The 16,400-nt window shown below is 53.2% G+C and carries 14 protein-coding genes and 1 other RNA gene; 4 read left to right on the top strand and 11 right to left on the bottom strand.

Translation table 11 applies throughout. The annotated features are described in order from the left end of the window. Positions 1-76: 76 nt before the first annotated feature. From GFB57_RS17425 to selO, 3 genes are all read left to right on the top strand, one after another. On the top strand, positions 77-541 hold the full coding sequence (locus tag GFB57_RS17425; RefSeq protein ID WP_003030566.1) for an NlpC/P60 family protein: 465 nt from the start codon (positions 77-79) through the stop codon (positions 539-541). A 316-nt stretch (positions 542-857) separates the two neighbouring features. Next, positions 858-1,571: an EAL domain-containing protein gene (locus GFB57_RS17420; protein ID WP_290366841.1), complete on the top strand. Its 714-nt coding sequence runs from the start codon at positions 858-860 to the stop codon at positions 1,569-1,571. Between the two features lie 61 nt (positions 1,572-1,632). Continuing rightward, positions 1,633-3,075 carry a protein adenylyltransferase SelO gene (gene selO / locus GFB57_RS17415; RefSeq protein WP_008323845.1) on the top strand — a complete coding sequence of 481 codons (1,443 nt, stop codon included), beginning with the start codon at positions 1,633-1,635 and terminating at the stop codon, positions 3,073-3,075. Here selO and GFB57_RS17410 read toward each other — a convergent pair. The 8 genes from GFB57_RS17410 to ppsR all read right to left on the bottom strand — a co-directional run bounded on the left by GFB57_RS17410 (position 3,072) and on the right by ppsR (position 11,154). After that, positions 3,072-3,851, bottom strand: a complete 780-nt coding sequence (locus GFB57_RS17410) for a heme ABC transporter ATP-binding protein (protein ID WP_003030561.1) — start codon at positions 3,849-3,851, stop codon at positions 3,072-3,074. The two genes, selO and GFB57_RS17410, sit on opposite strands and share 4 nt — an antisense overlap. Next, a complete protein-coding gene (locus GFB57_RS17405; RefSeq protein ID WP_008323854.1) occupies positions 3,844-4,836 on the bottom strand; it encodes an iron ABC transporter permease in 993 nt (330 codons plus the stop codon). Before GFB57_RS17405 ends, GFB57_RS17410 begins: the two co-directional genes overlap by 8 nt. After that, entirely contained in the window at positions 4,836-5,657 is an 822-nt protein-coding gene (locus GFB57_RS17400; RefSeq protein ID WP_290366840.1) for a hemin ABC transporter substrate-binding protein, read from the bottom strand. The genes GFB57_RS17405 and GFB57_RS17400 overlap by 1 nt, the downstream gene beginning before the upstream one ends. Next, positions 5,654-6,685, bottom strand: coding sequence for a hematinate-forming heme oxygenase ChuS (gene chuS / locus GFB57_RS17395; protein ID WP_003030558.1), 1,032 nt, complete (start codon positions 6,683-6,685; stop codon positions 5,654-5,656). Before chuS ends, GFB57_RS17400 begins: the two co-directional genes overlap by 4 nt. Positions 6,686-6,732: 47 nt before the next feature. After that, positions 6,733-8,715 (bottom strand): TonB-dependent hemoglobin/transferrin/lactoferrin family receptor, encoded by a 1,983-nt coding sequence (locus tag GFB57_RS17390; RefSeq protein WP_003030557.1) that lies wholly within the window; start codon positions 8,713-8,715, stop codon positions 6,733-6,735. A 74-nt stretch (positions 8,716-8,789) separates the two neighbouring features. After that, on the bottom strand, positions 8,790-8,978 hold the full coding sequence (gene hemP / locus GFB57_RS17385; protein WP_003030556.1) for a hemin uptake protein HemP: 189 nt from the start codon (positions 8,976-8,978) through the stop codon (positions 8,790-8,792). Positions 8,979-9,147: 169 nt separating this feature from the next. Beyond that, positions 9,148-10,194, bottom strand: coding sequence for a 3-deoxy-7-phosphoheptulonate synthase AroH (aroH, locus tag GFB57_RS17380; protein WP_003030555.1), 1,047 nt, complete (start codon positions 10,192-10,194; stop codon positions 9,148-9,150). 126 nt (positions 10,195-10,320) lie between these two features. Continuing rightward, positions 10,321-11,154 (bottom strand): posphoenolpyruvate synthetase regulatory kinase/phosphorylase PpsR, encoded by an 834-nt coding sequence (gene ppsR / locus GFB57_RS17375; RefSeq protein ID WP_003030553.1) that lies wholly within the window; start codon positions 11,152-11,154, stop codon positions 10,321-10,323. Positions 11,155-11,481: 327 nt separating this feature from the next. Here ppsR and ppsA point away from each other — a divergent pair, with 327 nt between their 5' ends. After that, complete coding sequence (gene ppsA / locus GFB57_RS17370) at positions 11,482-13,860, top strand: phosphoenolpyruvate synthase (protein ID WP_003030548.1); 2,379 nt, start codon at positions 11,482-11,484, stop codon at positions 13,858-13,860. 109 nt (positions 13,861-13,969) lie between these two features. On the opposite strand, the gene aroD is transcribed toward ppsA, so the two are convergent. The 3 genes from aroD to ydiK all read right to left on the bottom strand — a co-directional run bounded on the left by aroD (position 13,970) and on the right by ydiK (position 16,297). Beyond that, positions 13,970-14,728, bottom strand: coding sequence for a type I 3-dehydroquinate dehydratase (gene aroD, locus GFB57_RS17365; protein WP_003030546.1), 759 nt, complete (start codon positions 14,726-14,728; stop codon positions 13,970-13,972). Between the two features lie 167 nt (positions 14,729-14,895). Continuing rightward, an RNA gene (gene rprA, locus GFB57_RS17360) (antisense sRNA RprA) lies at positions 14,896-15,003 on the bottom strand. Between the two features lie 184 nt (positions 15,004-15,187). After that, the gene (gene ydiK / locus GFB57_RS17355; RefSeq protein WP_003030544.1) at positions 15,188-16,297 is read right to left on the bottom strand and encodes an AI-2E family transporter YdiK; all 1,110 of its coding nucleotides are present in this window, start codon (positions 16,295-16,297) and stop codon (positions 15,188-15,190) included. Between the last annotated feature and the right edge of the window lie 103 nt (positions 16,298-16,400).

Below are 16,400 nucleotides of genomic sequence, written 5' to 3'. Positions count from 1 at the left end.
TTAAATGGGTTCTTGAAAATCATATAATTTCCACGCTAAATTGGTATAAAAATAAAATTCAGAGGATTCGTACTGAATGCGCTTTTGGCTCCTTTTAATCACAGCATTGTTTTTGGCGGGCTGCAGCAGCCATCGTGCGCCTGCGCCAAATGCCCGCTTGTCGGATTCAATCGCCGTTATCGCCGGTCTTAATGATCAGCTACAAACCTGGCATGGCACACCCTATCGTTATGGTGGTATGAGTCGTAGCGGGGTGGATTGTTCTGGATTTGTTTTGATGACGATGCGCGATAAATTCGATCTGCAACTCCCACGCGATACGCGTACGCAATCAAAGATTGGTACCGAAATTGATAAAGACGATTTGCTGCCTGGCGATCTGGTTTTCTTTAAAACCGGGTCTGGGGAACGCGGTCTGCATGTCGGTATTTACGATACCAATAATCAATTTATTCATGCTTCAACCAGCCGTGGAGTGATGCGCTCGTCTCTGGATAACGTTTACTGGCGTAAAAACTTTTGGCAGGCGCGACGTATTTAATCCCCACAACTCCGAGGCTGCCATCGAGTGGCAGCCTCGACATCACCGTTTGAAAGTTAACTTTTATTTCTGCTTTGGGTTAGACAATACCCATGAACATTAAGAGCGTATCTTGCTAAAAATATGATTTATTCCGAGATATTAAAAAGTGCAAAGCTGGATATTCGCTTATAATCAGGATAAGCTAAAAAAAAGGATTCGATTTACCGGCTAAAAAGGGAAAAATGAAAGGGCCTCTACTTGCATCAGCAGTAACGTATTTCTTCATCCTTTGCTACAGGATGCCGGATAACACCCATGCAGCGGGGCTGGCACGATGATTGTTTCACTGGATAATCTTTACCATTCTGAGTTCTCTTTTCTTCCTGCGAGAAGCGAAAAAGGCGATCTTGAATTCGTCGACATCATCACCAATTTCGCCAGTGCACATGGGGATGTGCGTATACCCACCGAGCTGGTCCTACCTCGGATGTCAGACGACGAAGAATGTCGTTTATTTGTAGAAAAACTAGAATTAATCGAAACGTGCCAACATTTTTTTATTCAGCGAAAAGTATTTGCCTGGGTTAATTTAACGCCAGCAATTGCTAATACTTTATTATCAGATACTGAACTTGCTTCACAAGTTGAACGATTTTCATTTCTGGAGCTGACTATTAATGAAAGCTATCCGGAGTTAAACAAAGGCAAAGATAATCCAACATTGGCCGCACTTGCTGCGCGATTTCCATTAGCCCTGACAAACTATGGTGCTGGCGGTATATCAACCCGGGCAATTTTTGACGGCCTGTTCAAACGCGTCGTTCTGGATAAAAACTTTGTTCAACAAAGGATTGCACATATTTCGTTTGAACCGTTTATGCGGGCTATTCTGGCGCAACTATCTCCCAGCTGTGAGTCAATAATCATTAGCGGAATTGATACACAAGAGATGCTGGAGCGCGTTTTGCCTGTGGGATTCAGTGCCATGCAGGGAGGATTGTGGCCTGCAGTGCCTCCTGCGCAGATAATTTCGCTTGCTAAGATATAACCCTTTTATTTGCTGGTGTTTAACAGGCTATTAACAGTCTACACTAGAGGCAGGAGGCCCTATGACCCTGTCTTTTACCACTCGCTGGCGTGATGAACTACCAGCAACTTATACCGCGCTTTCACCCACCCCTTTGAAAAATGCGCGCCTTATCTGGCATAACGATGCGCTGGCGGAGCAATTAGCTATTCCTGCGGCGCTATTTGATATTCCAACTGGTGCGGGCGTTTGGGGAGGCGAATCGCTGCTTCCCGGAATGTCGCCTTTAGCCCAGGTTTATAGTGGGCATCAGTTCGGCGTCTGGGCTGGTCAGCTTGGCGACGGACGTGGGATCCTGCTGGGCGAACAACAGCTTGCGGATGGTTCAACGTTTGACTGGCACCTGAAAGGCGCCGGACTCACGCCGTATTCCCGCATGGGTGATGGGCGCGCCGTGCTGCGCTCGACCATTCGCGAAAGCCTGGCCAGTGAAGCGATGCACTACCTGGGAATACCGACCACGCGGGCATTGTCGATTGTCACCAGCGACACGCCGGTGTATCGCGAAACGGTCGAAGCGGGGGCGATGCTTATCCGCGTGGCGCAAAGCCATATGCGGTTTGGCCATTTTGAGCATTTTTACTATCGCCGGGAGCCGGAAAAAGTGCGCCAGTTGGCTGACTTTGCGATTCGCCATTACTGGCCGCAATGGCAGGAAGACGCCGATAAATATCAGCTGTGGTTTAACGATGTTGTCACGCGTACAGCGACGTTAATCGCTGACTGGCAGGCGGTAGGATTTGCGCATGGTGTTATGAACACGGACAACATGTCGATTCTGGGTCTGACGATGGATTACGGTCCATTCGGTTTTCTTGATGATTACGTGCCCGATTATATCTGCAATCACTCTGACAACCAGGGGCGATACAGTTTCGATAATCAACCGGCCGCCGCGTTGTGGAACCTGCAACGTCTGGCGCAAACCCTGTCGCCGTTTATCCCGGTCGAGGCGCTCAATGATGCGCTGGACAGTTACCAGCTGGCGCTGTTAACTCGCTACGGTCAGCGGATGCGGCAAAAGCTCGGCTTCTTTAGCGAGCAGAAAGACGATAACGAACTGCTTAGCGAGCTGTTTAGTCTGATGTCGCGGGAAAGAAGCGACTATACGCGAACGTTTCGCATGCTCAGCCAAACGGAACAACACAGTGGGCAATCTCCGTTGCGCGATGAGTTTATCGACCGCGCAGCGTTTGACGACTGGTTCACGCGGTATCGCTCGCGCCTTCAGCAAGACAATATTGCCGATGCTGTCAGACAAACCCAGATGAAGGCGGCTAACCCGGCGATGGTATTACGTAACTGGCTGGCGCAACGGGCGATTAGTCAGGCAGAACAGGGGGATTACGCCGAGCTGCATCGGTTGCACCAGGCGTTGCGTACCCCGTTTGCCGATCGTGATGATGACTATGTCAGCCGTCCACCTGACTGGGGCAAACGGCTGGAAGTGAGTTGTTCAAGCTAAGGGGCCAGAAATACCTGCGGGGAGGCGTTGGCCGGATGCTGGCCAACGTGTACCTGAGCACCGTACCAGCGCTTCAGGTCATCGGCCTGTAACACAGTTTCCGGTGTTCCCTGCGATACCAGCCTGCCGTTGTGCAGCAGCACTATTCTGTCTGCCCACAGTGCGGCGAGGTTCAGATCGTGAAGCACAATGCACACATGCAGCTCTCCCGAAGAGGTAAGCGTTTTTAGCATGCGCAACAGATGCTGCTGGTGGTAAAGATCCAGCGCGGAGGTCGGTTCATCAAGGAATAACCAACCGCGAGGCGCACCGTCGCACCAGAGTTGTGCCAGCGCACGGGCTAACTGTACTCGCTGTTGCTCGCCGCCGGAAAGCGCGGCGTATTGCCGACCCGCCAACGGTGTGCATCCGGTCATTTCCATCACCTGAGCGATAAGCCGGGGCTCCTGCTGTTGGGTCCACGGCGCGCGGCCCATCGCGATGACGGCCTCTACCGGCCAGTCGAATCCCAACAGTGTTTGCTGGCGCATCACTGCCCGATGCCGCGACAGGGTCTGGGTAGACCATTCATGCAGCGGTTTGCCCGCCAGCACGCAGCGTCCGCTAGCGGGCTGCAGAAAACCGGTCAGCAGGCGCAGCAGGGTGGATTTTCCCGCACCGTTTGGGCCGATGAGCGCAACCAGTTCACCTCTTGTAAGGGCGAGCGATACGTCGTCAATCACCGGTCTGCCAGCTACGTGATAGCGAAGCCTTTCAGCGATGAAATGTTCAGCCATGCGCTCCTCGCTGACGAAAAATAAGCCATAAAAACCACGGTGCGCCGAGAAGACTGGTCAACAGACCGACCGGCATCTCCGCAGGCGCAACCGCCGTACGAGCCAGGGTGTCGGCAATCAGCAATAAAAACGCGCCCGCCAGCACGGAACCCGGAATAACGGCCCGATGGTCTGAGCCGAGCCACATACGTATTAAATGTGGGATTACCAACCCGATAAAGCCAATCACGCCGCTTACCGCCACGGCTGAGGCAACCAGTAATGCGCTACAAAGCAGCAAAATACGCTGGATTGTACGTACATCAACGCCGAGATAATGCGCCTCTTCCTCACCCAGTTGCAGAAGATTCAGCGCCGGAGCAAGTCGCCAGATGATCAGCACTGTCGGGATTGTCAGCGAAGTGACAGCCAACAGCGTGGACCACTGTGCGGCCCCCAGACTTCCCATTCCCCATAGCGACAGCTGGCGCAGTTGCGCATCATTACTGACCCACGACAGTACGCCAACCGCCGCCCCGCAGAGCGCGTTGATGGCAATGCCGACCAGCAGCAGGCGGGAGAGCGAACCGTCGCGCTGTTGGCTGAGGATAAAAATCACTACGGTTGCCGCCAGCGCGCCGAAAAAAGCGGCCAGCATTGGAGCATACAACATCATCAGCGCGGGCAAAGAGACAGGCAGCACCACCCACAGGGCCACAGCGCAGGCAGCGCCGCTGCTTATTCCCAGTAATCCAGGGTCTGCAAGCGGATTGCGAAACAGCCCCTGCATCACGCAGCCAGCGAGCGCCAGAGAGCCGCCAATCACCAGTGCCAGCAGGACGCGGGGAAGACGAATCGTGAGCCAGATTTGACGCAGTGCCTCATCGCCATCACGCCAGAGCAGACTTACCGGCAGGCGCAACGCGCCAAAACCGGTAGCCAGAATCGTCATTGCAACCAGCATCAATGCCAACATCCACAACGAACAGGTGATCCGCCGGGACATCAGGGCAATTGCTCTGCTTTAGCACGAAGCTGCAAAATAGCCTGTGGCGTGCGAACGCTGAAGCCCAACAGCGCCATATCGTCAACCTGCAATACCTGTTTATTCCTTCCGGCAGGTGTTTGCGCAAGTCCCGGTAGCGCCCACAGGTTATCTTCGCCACCCATCGCCTTAACGCCGTCCTGCGAAATCACCACCAGATCGGGCTGGCTGGCAATGACGCCTTCTTGTGACAGCGGCTGATAGCGATTAACGCCCTGCATCGCGTTGCGTAGACCTGCGGCACGAATCGCCGCATCGGCTCCGGTTTGCTGGCCCGCCGCCATCGCGGTCATCCCGCCATGATTGAGAATAAACAGCACACGTTTATTAAGTTCAGACGACGGGAGCGTCGCCAGTTCCTGACGTAACGTTGCGCGCAGCGTTTCGCCGTCGGCCTCCCGATGAGTAGCCTCAGCGATAACCCGAACTTTTTCATCAATCGCGTTAAGATCGTTGCTTGCTGGGATCGTGACAACCTTGACGTTGCTCTGCTCAAGCTGTTTTAGCGCTAAAGAGGGCTGTGCCTGCGCGCTGGCAAGGACCAGCGTAGGGCGGGTAGCCAGGATCCCTTCGGCGTTGAGCTGGCGCAAATAACCAACATCAGGTAACGCGGTTGCCGCAACAGGCCACTGGCTGGTGCTGTCTCTCGCCACAAGGGAGGGTTGTGCTCCCGGTGCGTAGACAATCTCGGTGACATCGCCACCGAGCGCAACAACCCGTTCCTCGGACGCAGCCAGCGCCGCGAAGGGCAGCAGCGCGATCAGGGCCAGCAGTTTTTTCATGCGGCCAGTCCTTTCGGCGTCAGTGCGTCAATCTGTTCGCGCCATTGCGTCTGCTCCGGCTCGCCTTCCGTACGTTGACCATACAGCTGGGCGATTTGCGTGCCGTCGGCAGCAAACAGCTCCAGACTGGTGACGTGACCATCGGCGGTCGGTTTACGCGTCACCCACGTTTCTGCCACGCTCTCTTCCAGTAGATGCAGGGTAAAGGTTGGGTTGAAGATGTTCAGCCAGCCTTTCATCGGTACCAGTTTTTCAATCACGCCGGTAAATATCTGTACACAGCCGCGATTACCCACAAAAACCATAATTTCGTTGCCATCCTGACGCGCGGTGTCGAGTAATTGCGCCAGTGCGCTATTAGAAACCTTACAGGCCAGATCGTCGCCAACCAGATTAAACGCCTGTTGACGGGTGAGATCGTGGCGTTTCAGCAGACCGAAGAACTGATGTACATCGGTCATGGCTCGCCACTCTTGATCAACAGTCTGTGCGTCGACAGTGACGGCGGCAGGCACAGAATTGTTGACGGGTTGCAGCACCAGCGGCGGGTTTTCTGCAAAGATGAAACGGGTCAGCAATGCCGCCCATTCCTCAACGAGGGTATTTTGTGTGGTATAGACCTTCAGCAGTGCGTCTCCCTGATGGTCAAAGAATTGAATGCTCTGACGCTCGCCGTGGGCGGTGGTCTCACTGATATGAAAAGCGCTTGCCCACTGATTTAAGAACAGACGCAGGTCGAGTGCACGCGGATTAAGAACCAGCCCGGCATGGCCGTTCAGGTGCTGATTGGTAAAAGCGCCAACCTGTTCATGCACCGCATATTCGTTGCGGCAAATGCATTTGGTTTCACCAACCGCTTCCAGTGCGCCGAGGATTTCGCGGACTTCGCCACGTAAGCGCCAGGCGTCATGGCCGACGCGCGCAAAGGTCAGTTCGGCTTCGCTAATATTCATCAATCCTGCAATGTCACGTGCGTATTTTCCGGGATTTTCTTTCTTCAGTTCCAGCCAGCGTGTGTAATGATTCATTGTCTCTTCCTTCCAGATTGCGGCCCCGGCGAACCGGGGAAAAGTGATTACCACTGATAACTCACGAAAATTTTGCCATTACGACCATCCTGCGGAATGCCTTGCGGCGACCAGTACTCTTTGTCAAAGGCGTTGCCCAGTACCAGCGTGGTGGTCATGCCTTTCAGTGCTTGTTGGCCCTGATAGCTCACGTAAAAATCGTTTACCGCATAGCCAGGCTGTTTAGCGTAGGTGCTGCTGATATGCGTTGAACGGTCAGCAAATGTCCCGATCCAGCCTACGGAGAAACCGCTGTGCGCAACCGGCACATTCAGTTTGCTGGTGACGGTGTCCGGATTAATGCTGGAAATGTATTCACCTGTGTCAGTATCTTTGCCGCGTGTGCGGTTATAGGCCATGTCGAGGCTGAACAGGTCGGCGGTATATTTCGCCATCACGTCCCAACCCCAGATTTTGGCATTGGGAACGTTATAGGACATGGTTGTCGCAGCGGCGAAGTCGACGCTGGTGGAGATGTAATCTTTTGCTTTGGTGTCGAAATAGCTGGCTTTAAATTCGAGCGCATCGCTCGCCATCAGCAGATCGTCAAAGCGCAGGCCAAATCCGTATTCCTGTGTTTCGTTGGTTTCCGGGCGCAGGTTAGGGTTTGGCACCCAGTAGTTAGTGTAGAAACGACCAATCGAGAAGTGTTTCGCATCGTTATACATCTCGCCCATGGTTGGCGCACGGAAGGCCTGAGCGTATGAACCGAACAGCATCAGCCAGTCGGCTGGCGTAACGGTGAGTCCGGCGCGGGACGACCATTTGTCAGCATCAACATCTTCATAGCCGTCGCTGCTGCCGCGATAAGAGTCATAACGGGTACCGCCCAGCAGCGTAACCGGCAGGTCACGCAGGGTGATTTCATCCTGTAGCCAGCCTGAGCTGAAATCGATCTTTGCCTCCGGGAAACCGGTGGTTGAACCACCCGGTTGTTGTTCCTGGCGATAGTATTCACCGCCGTAGGTCAACAGGTGAGATGCAAAAGAGTCGGTAAACAGGCGGCTGCGGTTGTCGATCTTCCCGCCTTTGGTGGTTTGCTTGCGAAATTCGCCAGTGTTATCTGCGTTCTGAGCATTAATGCGCGCTTCGGACCAGTAGATACGGGCATCCGCGTTCAGCCAGTCATTGTCTGCAGGAGCAAGCGAGTAGGTCAGTTGCGCATCACGCTGGATCGTTGAACGGTTGGTCATCGGGTTGCTGGCATCCGCCGCACTGGTCTGCGGGTTTTTAGGTTCCCGGGCGTCATTGTTGTAGTAACGCAGCGAGCCGGCCAACGTCTGGGCGCTGTCAATTTTCCAGCTACCTTTCGCCAGCATATTGTTGATCGCTTCATCGTTTGGCGCTGTAGTACCGTCGCTCTGGCGCAAATCACCGCGATCGCGACTCGACCATGCAAGCAGTCCGTCCAGCGTATCGGTGCGCCCAAATGCGCTGGCGCCCATACCGAGGCTGTGATCGCCGGTTGCCGCGGTACCGAACACGCGGTAACCGCTGTTTTGTCCGGCTTCCAGCAGATCTTTGGCATCCGCAGTGTCATAGGCGATCACGCCGCCCAGCGCGCCGCTACCGTACAGTAGTGCGGAAGGGCCACGCACGACTTCGATACGTTTGATAAGCGCCGGGTCGAGGAAGGTGCTGTTCAGGTGTCCGGTGTCAGTTCCCTGACGAACGCCGTCAACCAGTACCAGAACGCCACGTCGATCGTAGCCGCGCAGATTCACGTCCTGGCCATTGGTACGACCCGTTCCATCGAGGGTTAGACCCGGAACCGTCCGCAACAGATCGGCTGCCGAACTGGCGGTCTGGTTTTCCGGGGCGGTGGCATCAATCACGCTGACCATCATCGGCGCTTCAAAGGCACTACGGGCATTGCCGGTGGCGGTAACGGTCATATCTTCGACCGCCGCATAGGCTACGGCGGGCAGGTTACTGACAATCGCCAGCGCCAACAGCGATGGGCGCAGGGAAGCGGTGTGCAGGTAAGGCATAGCAACTCTCCATTAGGAAATCGAAAAGCGCTGGCTGCCTGGGTATGACCTGGGTGGCTGGCGAAATGTGTTGTTTATTTAGTCAGAATGAGTTTTCCGGCTTGCGTCTGGCGCAGCAGGTAGTGCTGACCATCATGTTCTATGATCACGCGTCCTTCGTTACCCAGCAGGGTTTTACTGTCAATTCGTCGCTCGTTTGGCGCGACGGAAGGCGGTGTTGTGTCTTTTGTAGGCGTAGCCGTTGTGTTATCCATACGTGACATAGTGTTTAAAAATAACAATCAATGTAACAATGATAATCATTATCATCAAACTGCAAATTTGCGGCAAGCGTTTTTGTGAAATAATTGTGACGAGAACGTTTTTTGCACAACAATTGGGGAAAAACAAAGGATTAGCACCGGGCAAAGTGATATTGCCCGGTGAACAGCATTAAAAACGGCTATCAACCGCAGAGGCGAGTTTTTCAACCAACAGTTCAGTATCTTCCCAGTTCAGGCACGGGTCGGTAATAGACTGACCGTAAACCAACGGCTGGCCGCTAACGATTTTTTGAGTACCTTCACGGAGGAAACTCTCCGCCATGATCCCGGCAATTGCCGTTGAACCGTTACGAATTTGCTGGCACACATCATCACAAACGTCCAACTGACGACGATGCTGCTTCTGGCAATTGCCGTGGCTAAAATCGACCACCAGATGCTCAGGCAGGGAAAATTCGTGCAGGGTATCGCAGGCGGCGGCAATATCTTCAGCATAATAATTCGGCTTTTTACCGCCACGCATGATGATATGCCCGTAAGGGTTACCGCTGGTCTGATAAATGGTCATCTGACCGGTTTTATCCGGCGAGAGGAACATGTGACTGGCGCGGGAGGCGCGAATCGCATCGACGGCGATGCGCGTGTTGCCATCCGTTCCGTTCTTAAAACCGACCGGGCAGGAGAGCGCGGAGGCCATTTCACGATGGATCTGACTTTCGGTGGTGCGCGCGCCAATAGCTCCCCAACTGATTAAATCGGCAATAAACTGGCCGGTCACCATGTCGAGGAATTCAGTCGCCGTGGGGACGCCCAGTTCGTTGACCTGCAACAGCAGTTTTCGCGCCAGTTCAATACCGTGGTTTACACGATAACTGCCGTTCAAATCCGGGTCGGAAATCAGGCCTTTCCAGCCCACGACGGTGCGTGGCTTTTCAAAATAGGTACGCATCACGATTTCCAGACGCGCCTGGTGCTTTGTGCGCAGCGCCTGTAATCGTGTCGCGTATTCCATCGCGGCATCAAGATCGTGAATCGAGCAGGGACCTACGATCACCAGTAAACGGGGGTCTTCACCATTTAAAATTTTTTCTATCCGACGTCGGGAGTCCGTAACATGACGGGCGACGGAGGATGAAACAGGATGCCGTTGCGCAAGCTCTGCTGGAGTGACCAGGTTGTCAATACGCGCAGTACGGAGTTCATCGGTTCTGTTCATTACTTGTCTCAGAAATTTGTTGCTTCAACGGCAGGACTACCGGGAAGTGATGTACATCACAATATCACACTCATCCTGCCTGGTGGCGAGCATAATAACAAAAAATCGAACCAATGCACTAGCATTCTAGTACATGCGGCGATTCAGTCCCATGATATCGAGGATCTTGGTAGCAATCTCTTCTACCGAATAATTGGTACTGTTCAGCCAGGGGATCTGGTTTTTCCGGTACAGCGCTTCTACCTCAGCAACTTCCATTCGGCACTGTCGCAGCGAGGCGTAACGGCTGTTCTCACGGCGCTCTTCGCGGATGGCCGCCAGGCGCTCAGGGTCGATAGTCAGACCGAACAGCTTATGCTGCAACGGCTTCAGAGAGGCGGGCAGCACCAAATTATCCATATCATCGGCAATAAAGGGGTAGTTGGCGGCGCGGATACCAAACTGCATGGCCAGATACAAACTGGTTGGGGTTTTGCCGCAACGAGAAACACCGAGCAGGATCACCTGGGCCTGATCGAGGTTGCGCAACGAAATACCGTCGTCGTGGGCGAGGGTGTAGTCAATGGCGGCAATGCGCGCGTCGTACTTGTTGAGGTTACCGGGATTCAGACCGTGCGTGCGATGGGCGATAGGTGTAGGGTCGAGCTTCATCTCATGCTGCAGCGGAGCAACCAATGCCTGCACGATATCCTGACAAAATCCCTCGCTTTGCAGAATGATTGAGCGAATTTCTGGCAGGACGATGGAGTAAAACACCAAAGGGCGCACGCCAGTTTGTTGGTAGATCGCGTCAATCTGGTCTTTAACCGCGCGCGCACGACTCTCATTTTCCACAAACGGCAGCGTAATGCTGCTGATCGTGACCGGGAATTGCGACATCACCGCGTGACCCAAGACCTCGGCGGTGATGGCCGTACCATCAGAAATATAAAATACGTGACGATCAACAGCATTATCCATTTTGCTCATCCTGGGCAGACATAATTCTCTGAAAGCATAAATTAAAATTCGCCAGAAGCGAATATTGCTGCATCTTTTTTATAAAATGAAACGGTATTTTTATAATTAATGAAAAGTGCATTTCATTTTTCGGAACAAATATTTATACCGGTAGTTTTTGTGGAGATCCCCTGTGGCTCGCGGGTTTGCGCAAATGCGGAAACAATCTGAAAAAATAAAAAATAAAGTTGCTTGAACGATTCACCGTTTTTTTCGCTGGAGTAAATATGCAAAGATAATTACGCAAAATTGAGTTTCCTAACCTCGTTCAAATATAAGGATTGTTCGATGTCCAACAATGGCTCGTCACCGCTGGTGCTTTGGTATAACCAACTCGGCATGAATGATGTAGACAGAGTTGGGGGCAAAAATGCCTCCCTGGGTGAAATGATTACTAACCTTTCAGGTATGGGTGTTTCCGTACCGAATGGTTTTGCAACGACCGCCGACGCGTTTAACCAGTTTCTGGACCAGAGCGGTGTAAACCAGCGCATTTATGAGCTGCTGGATAAAACGGATATTGACGATGTCACCGAGCTTGCAAAAGCCGGCGCGCAGATCCGCCAGTGGATTATCGACACTCCTTTCCAGCCGGAGCTGGAAAATGCCGTCCGCGATGCCTACGCGCAGCTGTCAGCGGACGATGCCCATGCCTCTTTTGCTGTGCGATCTTCCGCAACCGCAGAAGATATGCCAGATGCGTCATTTGCCGGTCAGCAGGAAACCTTCCTCAACGTCCAGGGATTTGATGCCGTGCTGGTTGCCATCAAACACGTATTTGCCTCGCTGTTTAACGACCGTGCGATCTCTTATCGTGTCCACCAGGGTTATGACCATCGTGGCGTAGCGCTCTCTGCGGGTGTGCAGCGGATGGTGCGTTCTGACCTCGCGTCTTCCGGCGTCATGTTCTCCATCGATACCGAATCCGGTTTCGATCAGGTGGTGTTTATCACGTCTGCATGGGGCCTGGGCGAGATGGTCGTGCAGGGGGCCGTTAACCCGGATGAATTCTACGTGCATAAACCGACGCTGGCGGCTAACCGTCCGGCTATCGTTCGTCGCACCATGGGTTCGAAAAAAATCCGCATGATCTACGCGCCGACTCAGGAACACGGTAAGCAGGTAACGATCGAAGATGTGCCGCAGGAACAACGCGACATTTTCTCCCTGACTAACGAAGAAGTGCAGGAACTGGCCAAGCAGGCGGTGCAGATCGAGAAGCACTACGGTCGTCCGATGGATATCGAATGGGCGAAAGACGGTCATACCGGTAAGCTGTTCATTGTGCAGGCGCGCCCGGAAACCGTGCGTTCTCGTGGCCAGGTGATGGAGCGTTATACGCTGCATGCGCAGGGTAAAATTATTGCTGAAGGTCGTGCCATCGGTCACCGCATTGGTGCGGGTCCGGTCAAAGTCATCCAAGACATCAGCGAAATGAACCGTATCGAACCAGGCGACGTACTGGTTACCGACATGACCGACCCGGACTGGGAACCGATCATGAAGAAAGCAGCGGCGATTGTCACCAACCGTGGTGGTCGTACCTGTCACGCGGCAATCATTGCCCGTGAACTGGGGATCCCAGCCGTGGTGGGCTGTGGCGATGCGACCGAGCGTATGAAAGATGGTGAGAAGGTTACTGTCTCTTGTGCCGAAGGCGACACCGGTTATGTTTACGCTGACATGCTCGACTTTAGCGTGAAGAGTTCCAGCGTGGAGACCATGCCGGATCTGCCGTTGAAGGTGATGATGAACGTCGGTAACCCGGACCGCGCTTTCGACTTCGCCTGCCTGCCAAACGAAGGTGTCGGTCTGGCGCGTCTGGAATTTATCATCAACCGCATGATTGGCGTACACCCTCGCGCGCTGTTGGAGTTCGATGACCAAACGCCTGAGTTGCAAAACGAAATCCGCGCCATGATGAAAGGTTTCGATTCTCCACGTGAATTCTACGTTGGTCGTCTGACGGAAGGGATCGCGACGCTGGGGGCGGCATTTTATCCTAAACGCGTCATCGTGCGTATGTCTGACTTTAAGTCCAACGAATATGCCAACCTGGTCGGCGGTGAGCGTTATGAGCCGCATGAAGAGAACCCGATGCTGGGCTTCCGTGGGGCGGGCCGTTATGTTGCCGATAGCTTCCGCGACTGTTTCGCGTTGGAATGTGACGCAGTGAAACGTGTCCGTAACGATATGGGCCTGACAAACGTTGAAGTGATGGTACCGTTTGTACGTACCGTTGCCCAGGCGAAAGCGGTGGTGGAAGAGCTGGCACGCCAGGGGCTGAAACGCGGTGAGAACGGACTGAAGATCATCATGATGTGTGAGATCCCGTCTAACGCCTTGCTGGCCGAGCAGTTCCTCGAGTACTTCGACGGCTTCTCCATCGGCTCAAACGACATGACACAGTTGGCGCTGGGTCTGGATCGTGACTCTGGTGTAGTTTCTGAACTGTTTGATGAGCGTAACGACGCGGTGAAAGCCTTGCTGTCGATGGCGATTCGCGCAGCCAAGAAACAAGGCAAATACGTGGGTATCTGCGGTCAGGGTCCCTCTGACCACGAAGACTTCGCGGCCTGGTTGATGGAAGAGGGGATCGACAGCCTGTCGCTGAACCCGGATACCGTCGTGCAGACTTGGCTGAGCCTGGCTGAACTGAACAAGTAACATCATGCCGGATGGTGGCGTAAGCGCCTTATCCGGCCTACGGTGAGTATCATTCGTGGGCCGGATAAGATGCGGCAGCATCGTCATCCGGTATTTTATCCTTCCACGCTTAAGCCTGATGCAATATTGTCAGTACAGTGCGCAGATCGGTCACTGCGATTTGCCCTGGAGCAGATGCTTTTTTCACCGCACCGAACGTGGCTGCTGAACCAAAAACCTCGCCAGCTAAACGAGAAATCACCCCGTTTTTTGCCATCGACATCGTGATAATTGGACGATCGGCATAGCGTTCATGCATTTCCAGCGTCGCGCTGAGCAGCGTCAGCACATCCGTTTTGCATTGCGGCATCAGCGCAATTTTGGGGATATCGGCGTCCAGTTCCTGCATTTTACGCAGACGCTGAACAATCTCCTCAGCGGCCGGCGTTTTATGAAAATCATGATTCGACATAATAACCAGGACGTTTTTGGCGTGAGCTTGCTCAACGGTTGCTTTAACCTGCGCATCACCAGTGAATAGCTCGAGATCGATCATATCCACTAGGCCACAGTCTATCGCTGCACGGTTTAGTGCGAAATAGTCTTCGGCAGGTAAGGCCTGCTCGCCGCCTTCCTGCGCAGTACGGAAGGTAAAAAGTAACGGCTTGTCAGGCAGAATCTCGCGGATGGCGCGCGCAGCGTCCAGTACTGCGTCAATGGATGCGACATCGGCAAAATGGTCAACGCGCCATTCCAGAATATCGAAATCCGCTTCGCGATAGGTCAGCGCTTCACTTTTTACCATTGCGATGTCTTTAGCCATCAGTGAGACAATGATCTTCGGTGCACCCTTGCCAATTACGACATTTCTTACAGTTACGGTTTTCATTGATTACCTTATAAATATTGGCTGATATCTGTCCGTCAGCCCCCTGAGCCTTCAACAATATCACGGTTTTGTGCTTGATATCGAAACCACTTTTTTTAATTGGTACAGACCGTTGAATGGTGGGAAAGTTAAGAAAGGAGAGTACGGCGATTAGAATGGTACGAAGGACAAAAAAAAGCCCACCGTGGGAGATGGGCAAAGACTACACACAGCAATTCGTTGTTTCACTCAGGGGATTTCCATGCTTATAAATCAATGTGTTGATCTAAAGCCATGGGCTAATAGTAGGCATACTGTTTTTTTACGTCGATCAGATTCATCTCAATAGTTTAAAAACTGTAAAGAATTTGCGACACAAATGAGTATTGAAAGAAGGACGGCGTTGGGTCTAATCCCGTAAGAGGGAGGGATTGATTAGTATTGTTAAACAATCAGGCGGCGTTGCCGCCTGATGTTGGATTACTTATTGCGTTCGATTTCAGCAATTTCTTCGAGGATTTCATCCGGATTGGTACCTGGCGCAGGGGCTTCATTTACCCACGCGGAGAACAGACGCCAGGAAACGGCCAGTACTACTGGACCTATAAACAGACCAATCATGCCGAAGGCAATCAATCCGCCGATGACTCCGGAGAGAATCAGGAGCAGTGGCAAATCGGCGCCCATGCGAATCAGCATCGGTCGAATCACGTTATCCAGTGTTCCGACCACGCCGCTCCACACCAACAGCACGGTGCCCCAGGTTGAATCCCCCGTCCAGTATAGCCAGATAATGGCCGGAATCAGTACCGGTAGCGGCCCCAGTTGCACCAGACATGACAGGATCATCAATACCGCCAGCAGTGTGGCATACGGCACACCGGTTACCGCCAGACCAATACCCCCGAGCACTGCCTGTACCAGAGCGGTGACCACAACGCCTAATGCGACGGCGCGAATGGCTTGTGCTGCTAGCAGAATGGCAGCATCTCCACGTTTTGAGGCAAGACGGCAGGCGAAGTGACGAATACCTAATGCGACTTGTTCACCGCGCCAGTACAACAGGGCACTGAACAGCAGCATCAGGCCACAGTGCATCATAAAGCGGCCGATATGCGCGGCCTGACCGACGAACCAGGTTGTGGTGGTGCCGATATAAGGACGAACCTTGGCCATAATCGCCGAACCGCCCATATCCAGTAAGCTGTGCCATGCGCCATACATTTTGGCACCCACCAGTGGAATGCTGTTCAACCATGCCAGATCCGGTAGCGTCATATCACCTGCGGTTACGGCATGGATCAGCGGCCCACTGCCATCGACGATGCTGTTAACCAGCAGCGCGATGGGGATGATGAACAACAGCACCAGCAACAGCGTCATCACCAGTACGGCAAGTGAACGGCGTCCCCAGAGCAATTTTTGTAAGCGTAGCAGGATAGGCCAGGTTGCAATGACAATCGTGCCTGCCCAGGCAAAACCGAGGATAAAGGGCTGAACAATCCAGAGACAGGCCACAATCAGGATGGCTAAAAACAGCACCGATAGCAGCACTTGTGCAATATCCCTGGGCTGACGGAAATTTACCATAAATACTTTTCACCTTTGTCTTTGCGCCAGAACGTTGACGCGACGTGAATACTTAAATGACACCCTGTAATGATGAGCAATTTCAGCGGTTTTGAACAGGCGG

Origin of the sequence: Citrobacter sp. S39, assembly GCF_009495675.1 — a bacterium.
GTDB lineage: Bacteria > Pseudomonadota > Gammaproteobacteria > Enterobacterales > Enterobacteriaceae > Citrobacter > Citrobacter freundii.
This window is presented reverse-complemented; position numbering and strand designations above follow the sequence as displayed.

Excerpts from the sequence above, each read along its gene's own strand:
- ydiK (WP_003030544.1), bottom strand. The coding sequence starts at position 16,297 with ATGGTAAATTTCCGTCAGCCCAGGGATATTGCACAAGTGCTGCTATCG.
- GFB57_RS17425 (WP_003030566.1), top strand. The coding sequence starts at position 77 with ATGCGCTTTTGGCTCCTTTTAATCACAGCATTGTTTTTGGCGGGCTGC.
- GFB57_RS17405 (WP_008323854.1), bottom strand. The coding sequence starts at position 4,836 with ATGTCCCGGCGGATCACCTGTTCGTTGTGGATGTTGGCATTGATGCTG.
- GFB57_RS17410 (WP_003030561.1), bottom strand. The coding sequence starts at position 3,851 with ATGGCTGAACATTTCATCGCTGAAAGGCTTCGCTATCACGTAGCTGGC.
- ppsA (WP_003030548.1), top strand. The coding sequence starts at position 11,482 with ATGTCCAACAATGGCTCGTCACCGCTGGTGCTTTGGTATAACCAACTC.
- selO (WP_008323845.1), top strand. The coding sequence starts at position 1,633 with ATGACCCTGTCTTTTACCACTCGCTGGCGTGATGAACTACCAGCAACT.
- aroD (WP_003030546.1), bottom strand. The coding sequence starts at position 14,728 with ATGAAAACCGTAACTGTAAGAAATGTCGTAATTGGCAAGGGTGCACCG.
- aroH (WP_003030555.1), bottom strand. The coding sequence starts at position 10,194 with ATGAACAGAACCGATGAACTCCGTACTGCGCGTATTGACAACCTGGTC.
- ppsR (WP_003030553.1), bottom strand. The coding sequence starts at position 11,154 with ATGGATAATGCTGTTGATCGTCACGTATTTTATATTTCTGATGGTACG.
- GFB57_RS17390 (WP_003030557.1), bottom strand. The coding sequence starts at position 8,715 with ATGCCTTACCTGCACACCGCTTCCCTGCGCCCATCGCTGTTGGCGCTG.
- GFB57_RS17400 (WP_290366840.1), bottom strand. The coding sequence starts at position 5,657 with ATGAAAAAACTGCTGGCCCTGATCGCGCTGCTGCCCTTCGCGGCGCTG.
- GFB57_RS17420 (WP_290366841.1), top strand. The coding sequence starts at position 858 with ATGATTGTTTCACTGGATAATCTTTACCATTCTGAGTTCTCTTTTCTT.
- chuS (WP_003030558.1), bottom strand. The coding sequence starts at position 6,685 with ATGAATCATTACACACGCTGGCTGGAACTGAAGAAAGAAAATCCCGGA.
- hemP (WP_003030556.1), bottom strand. The coding sequence starts at position 8,978 with ATGTCACGTATGGATAACACAACGGCTACGCCTACAAAAGACACAACA.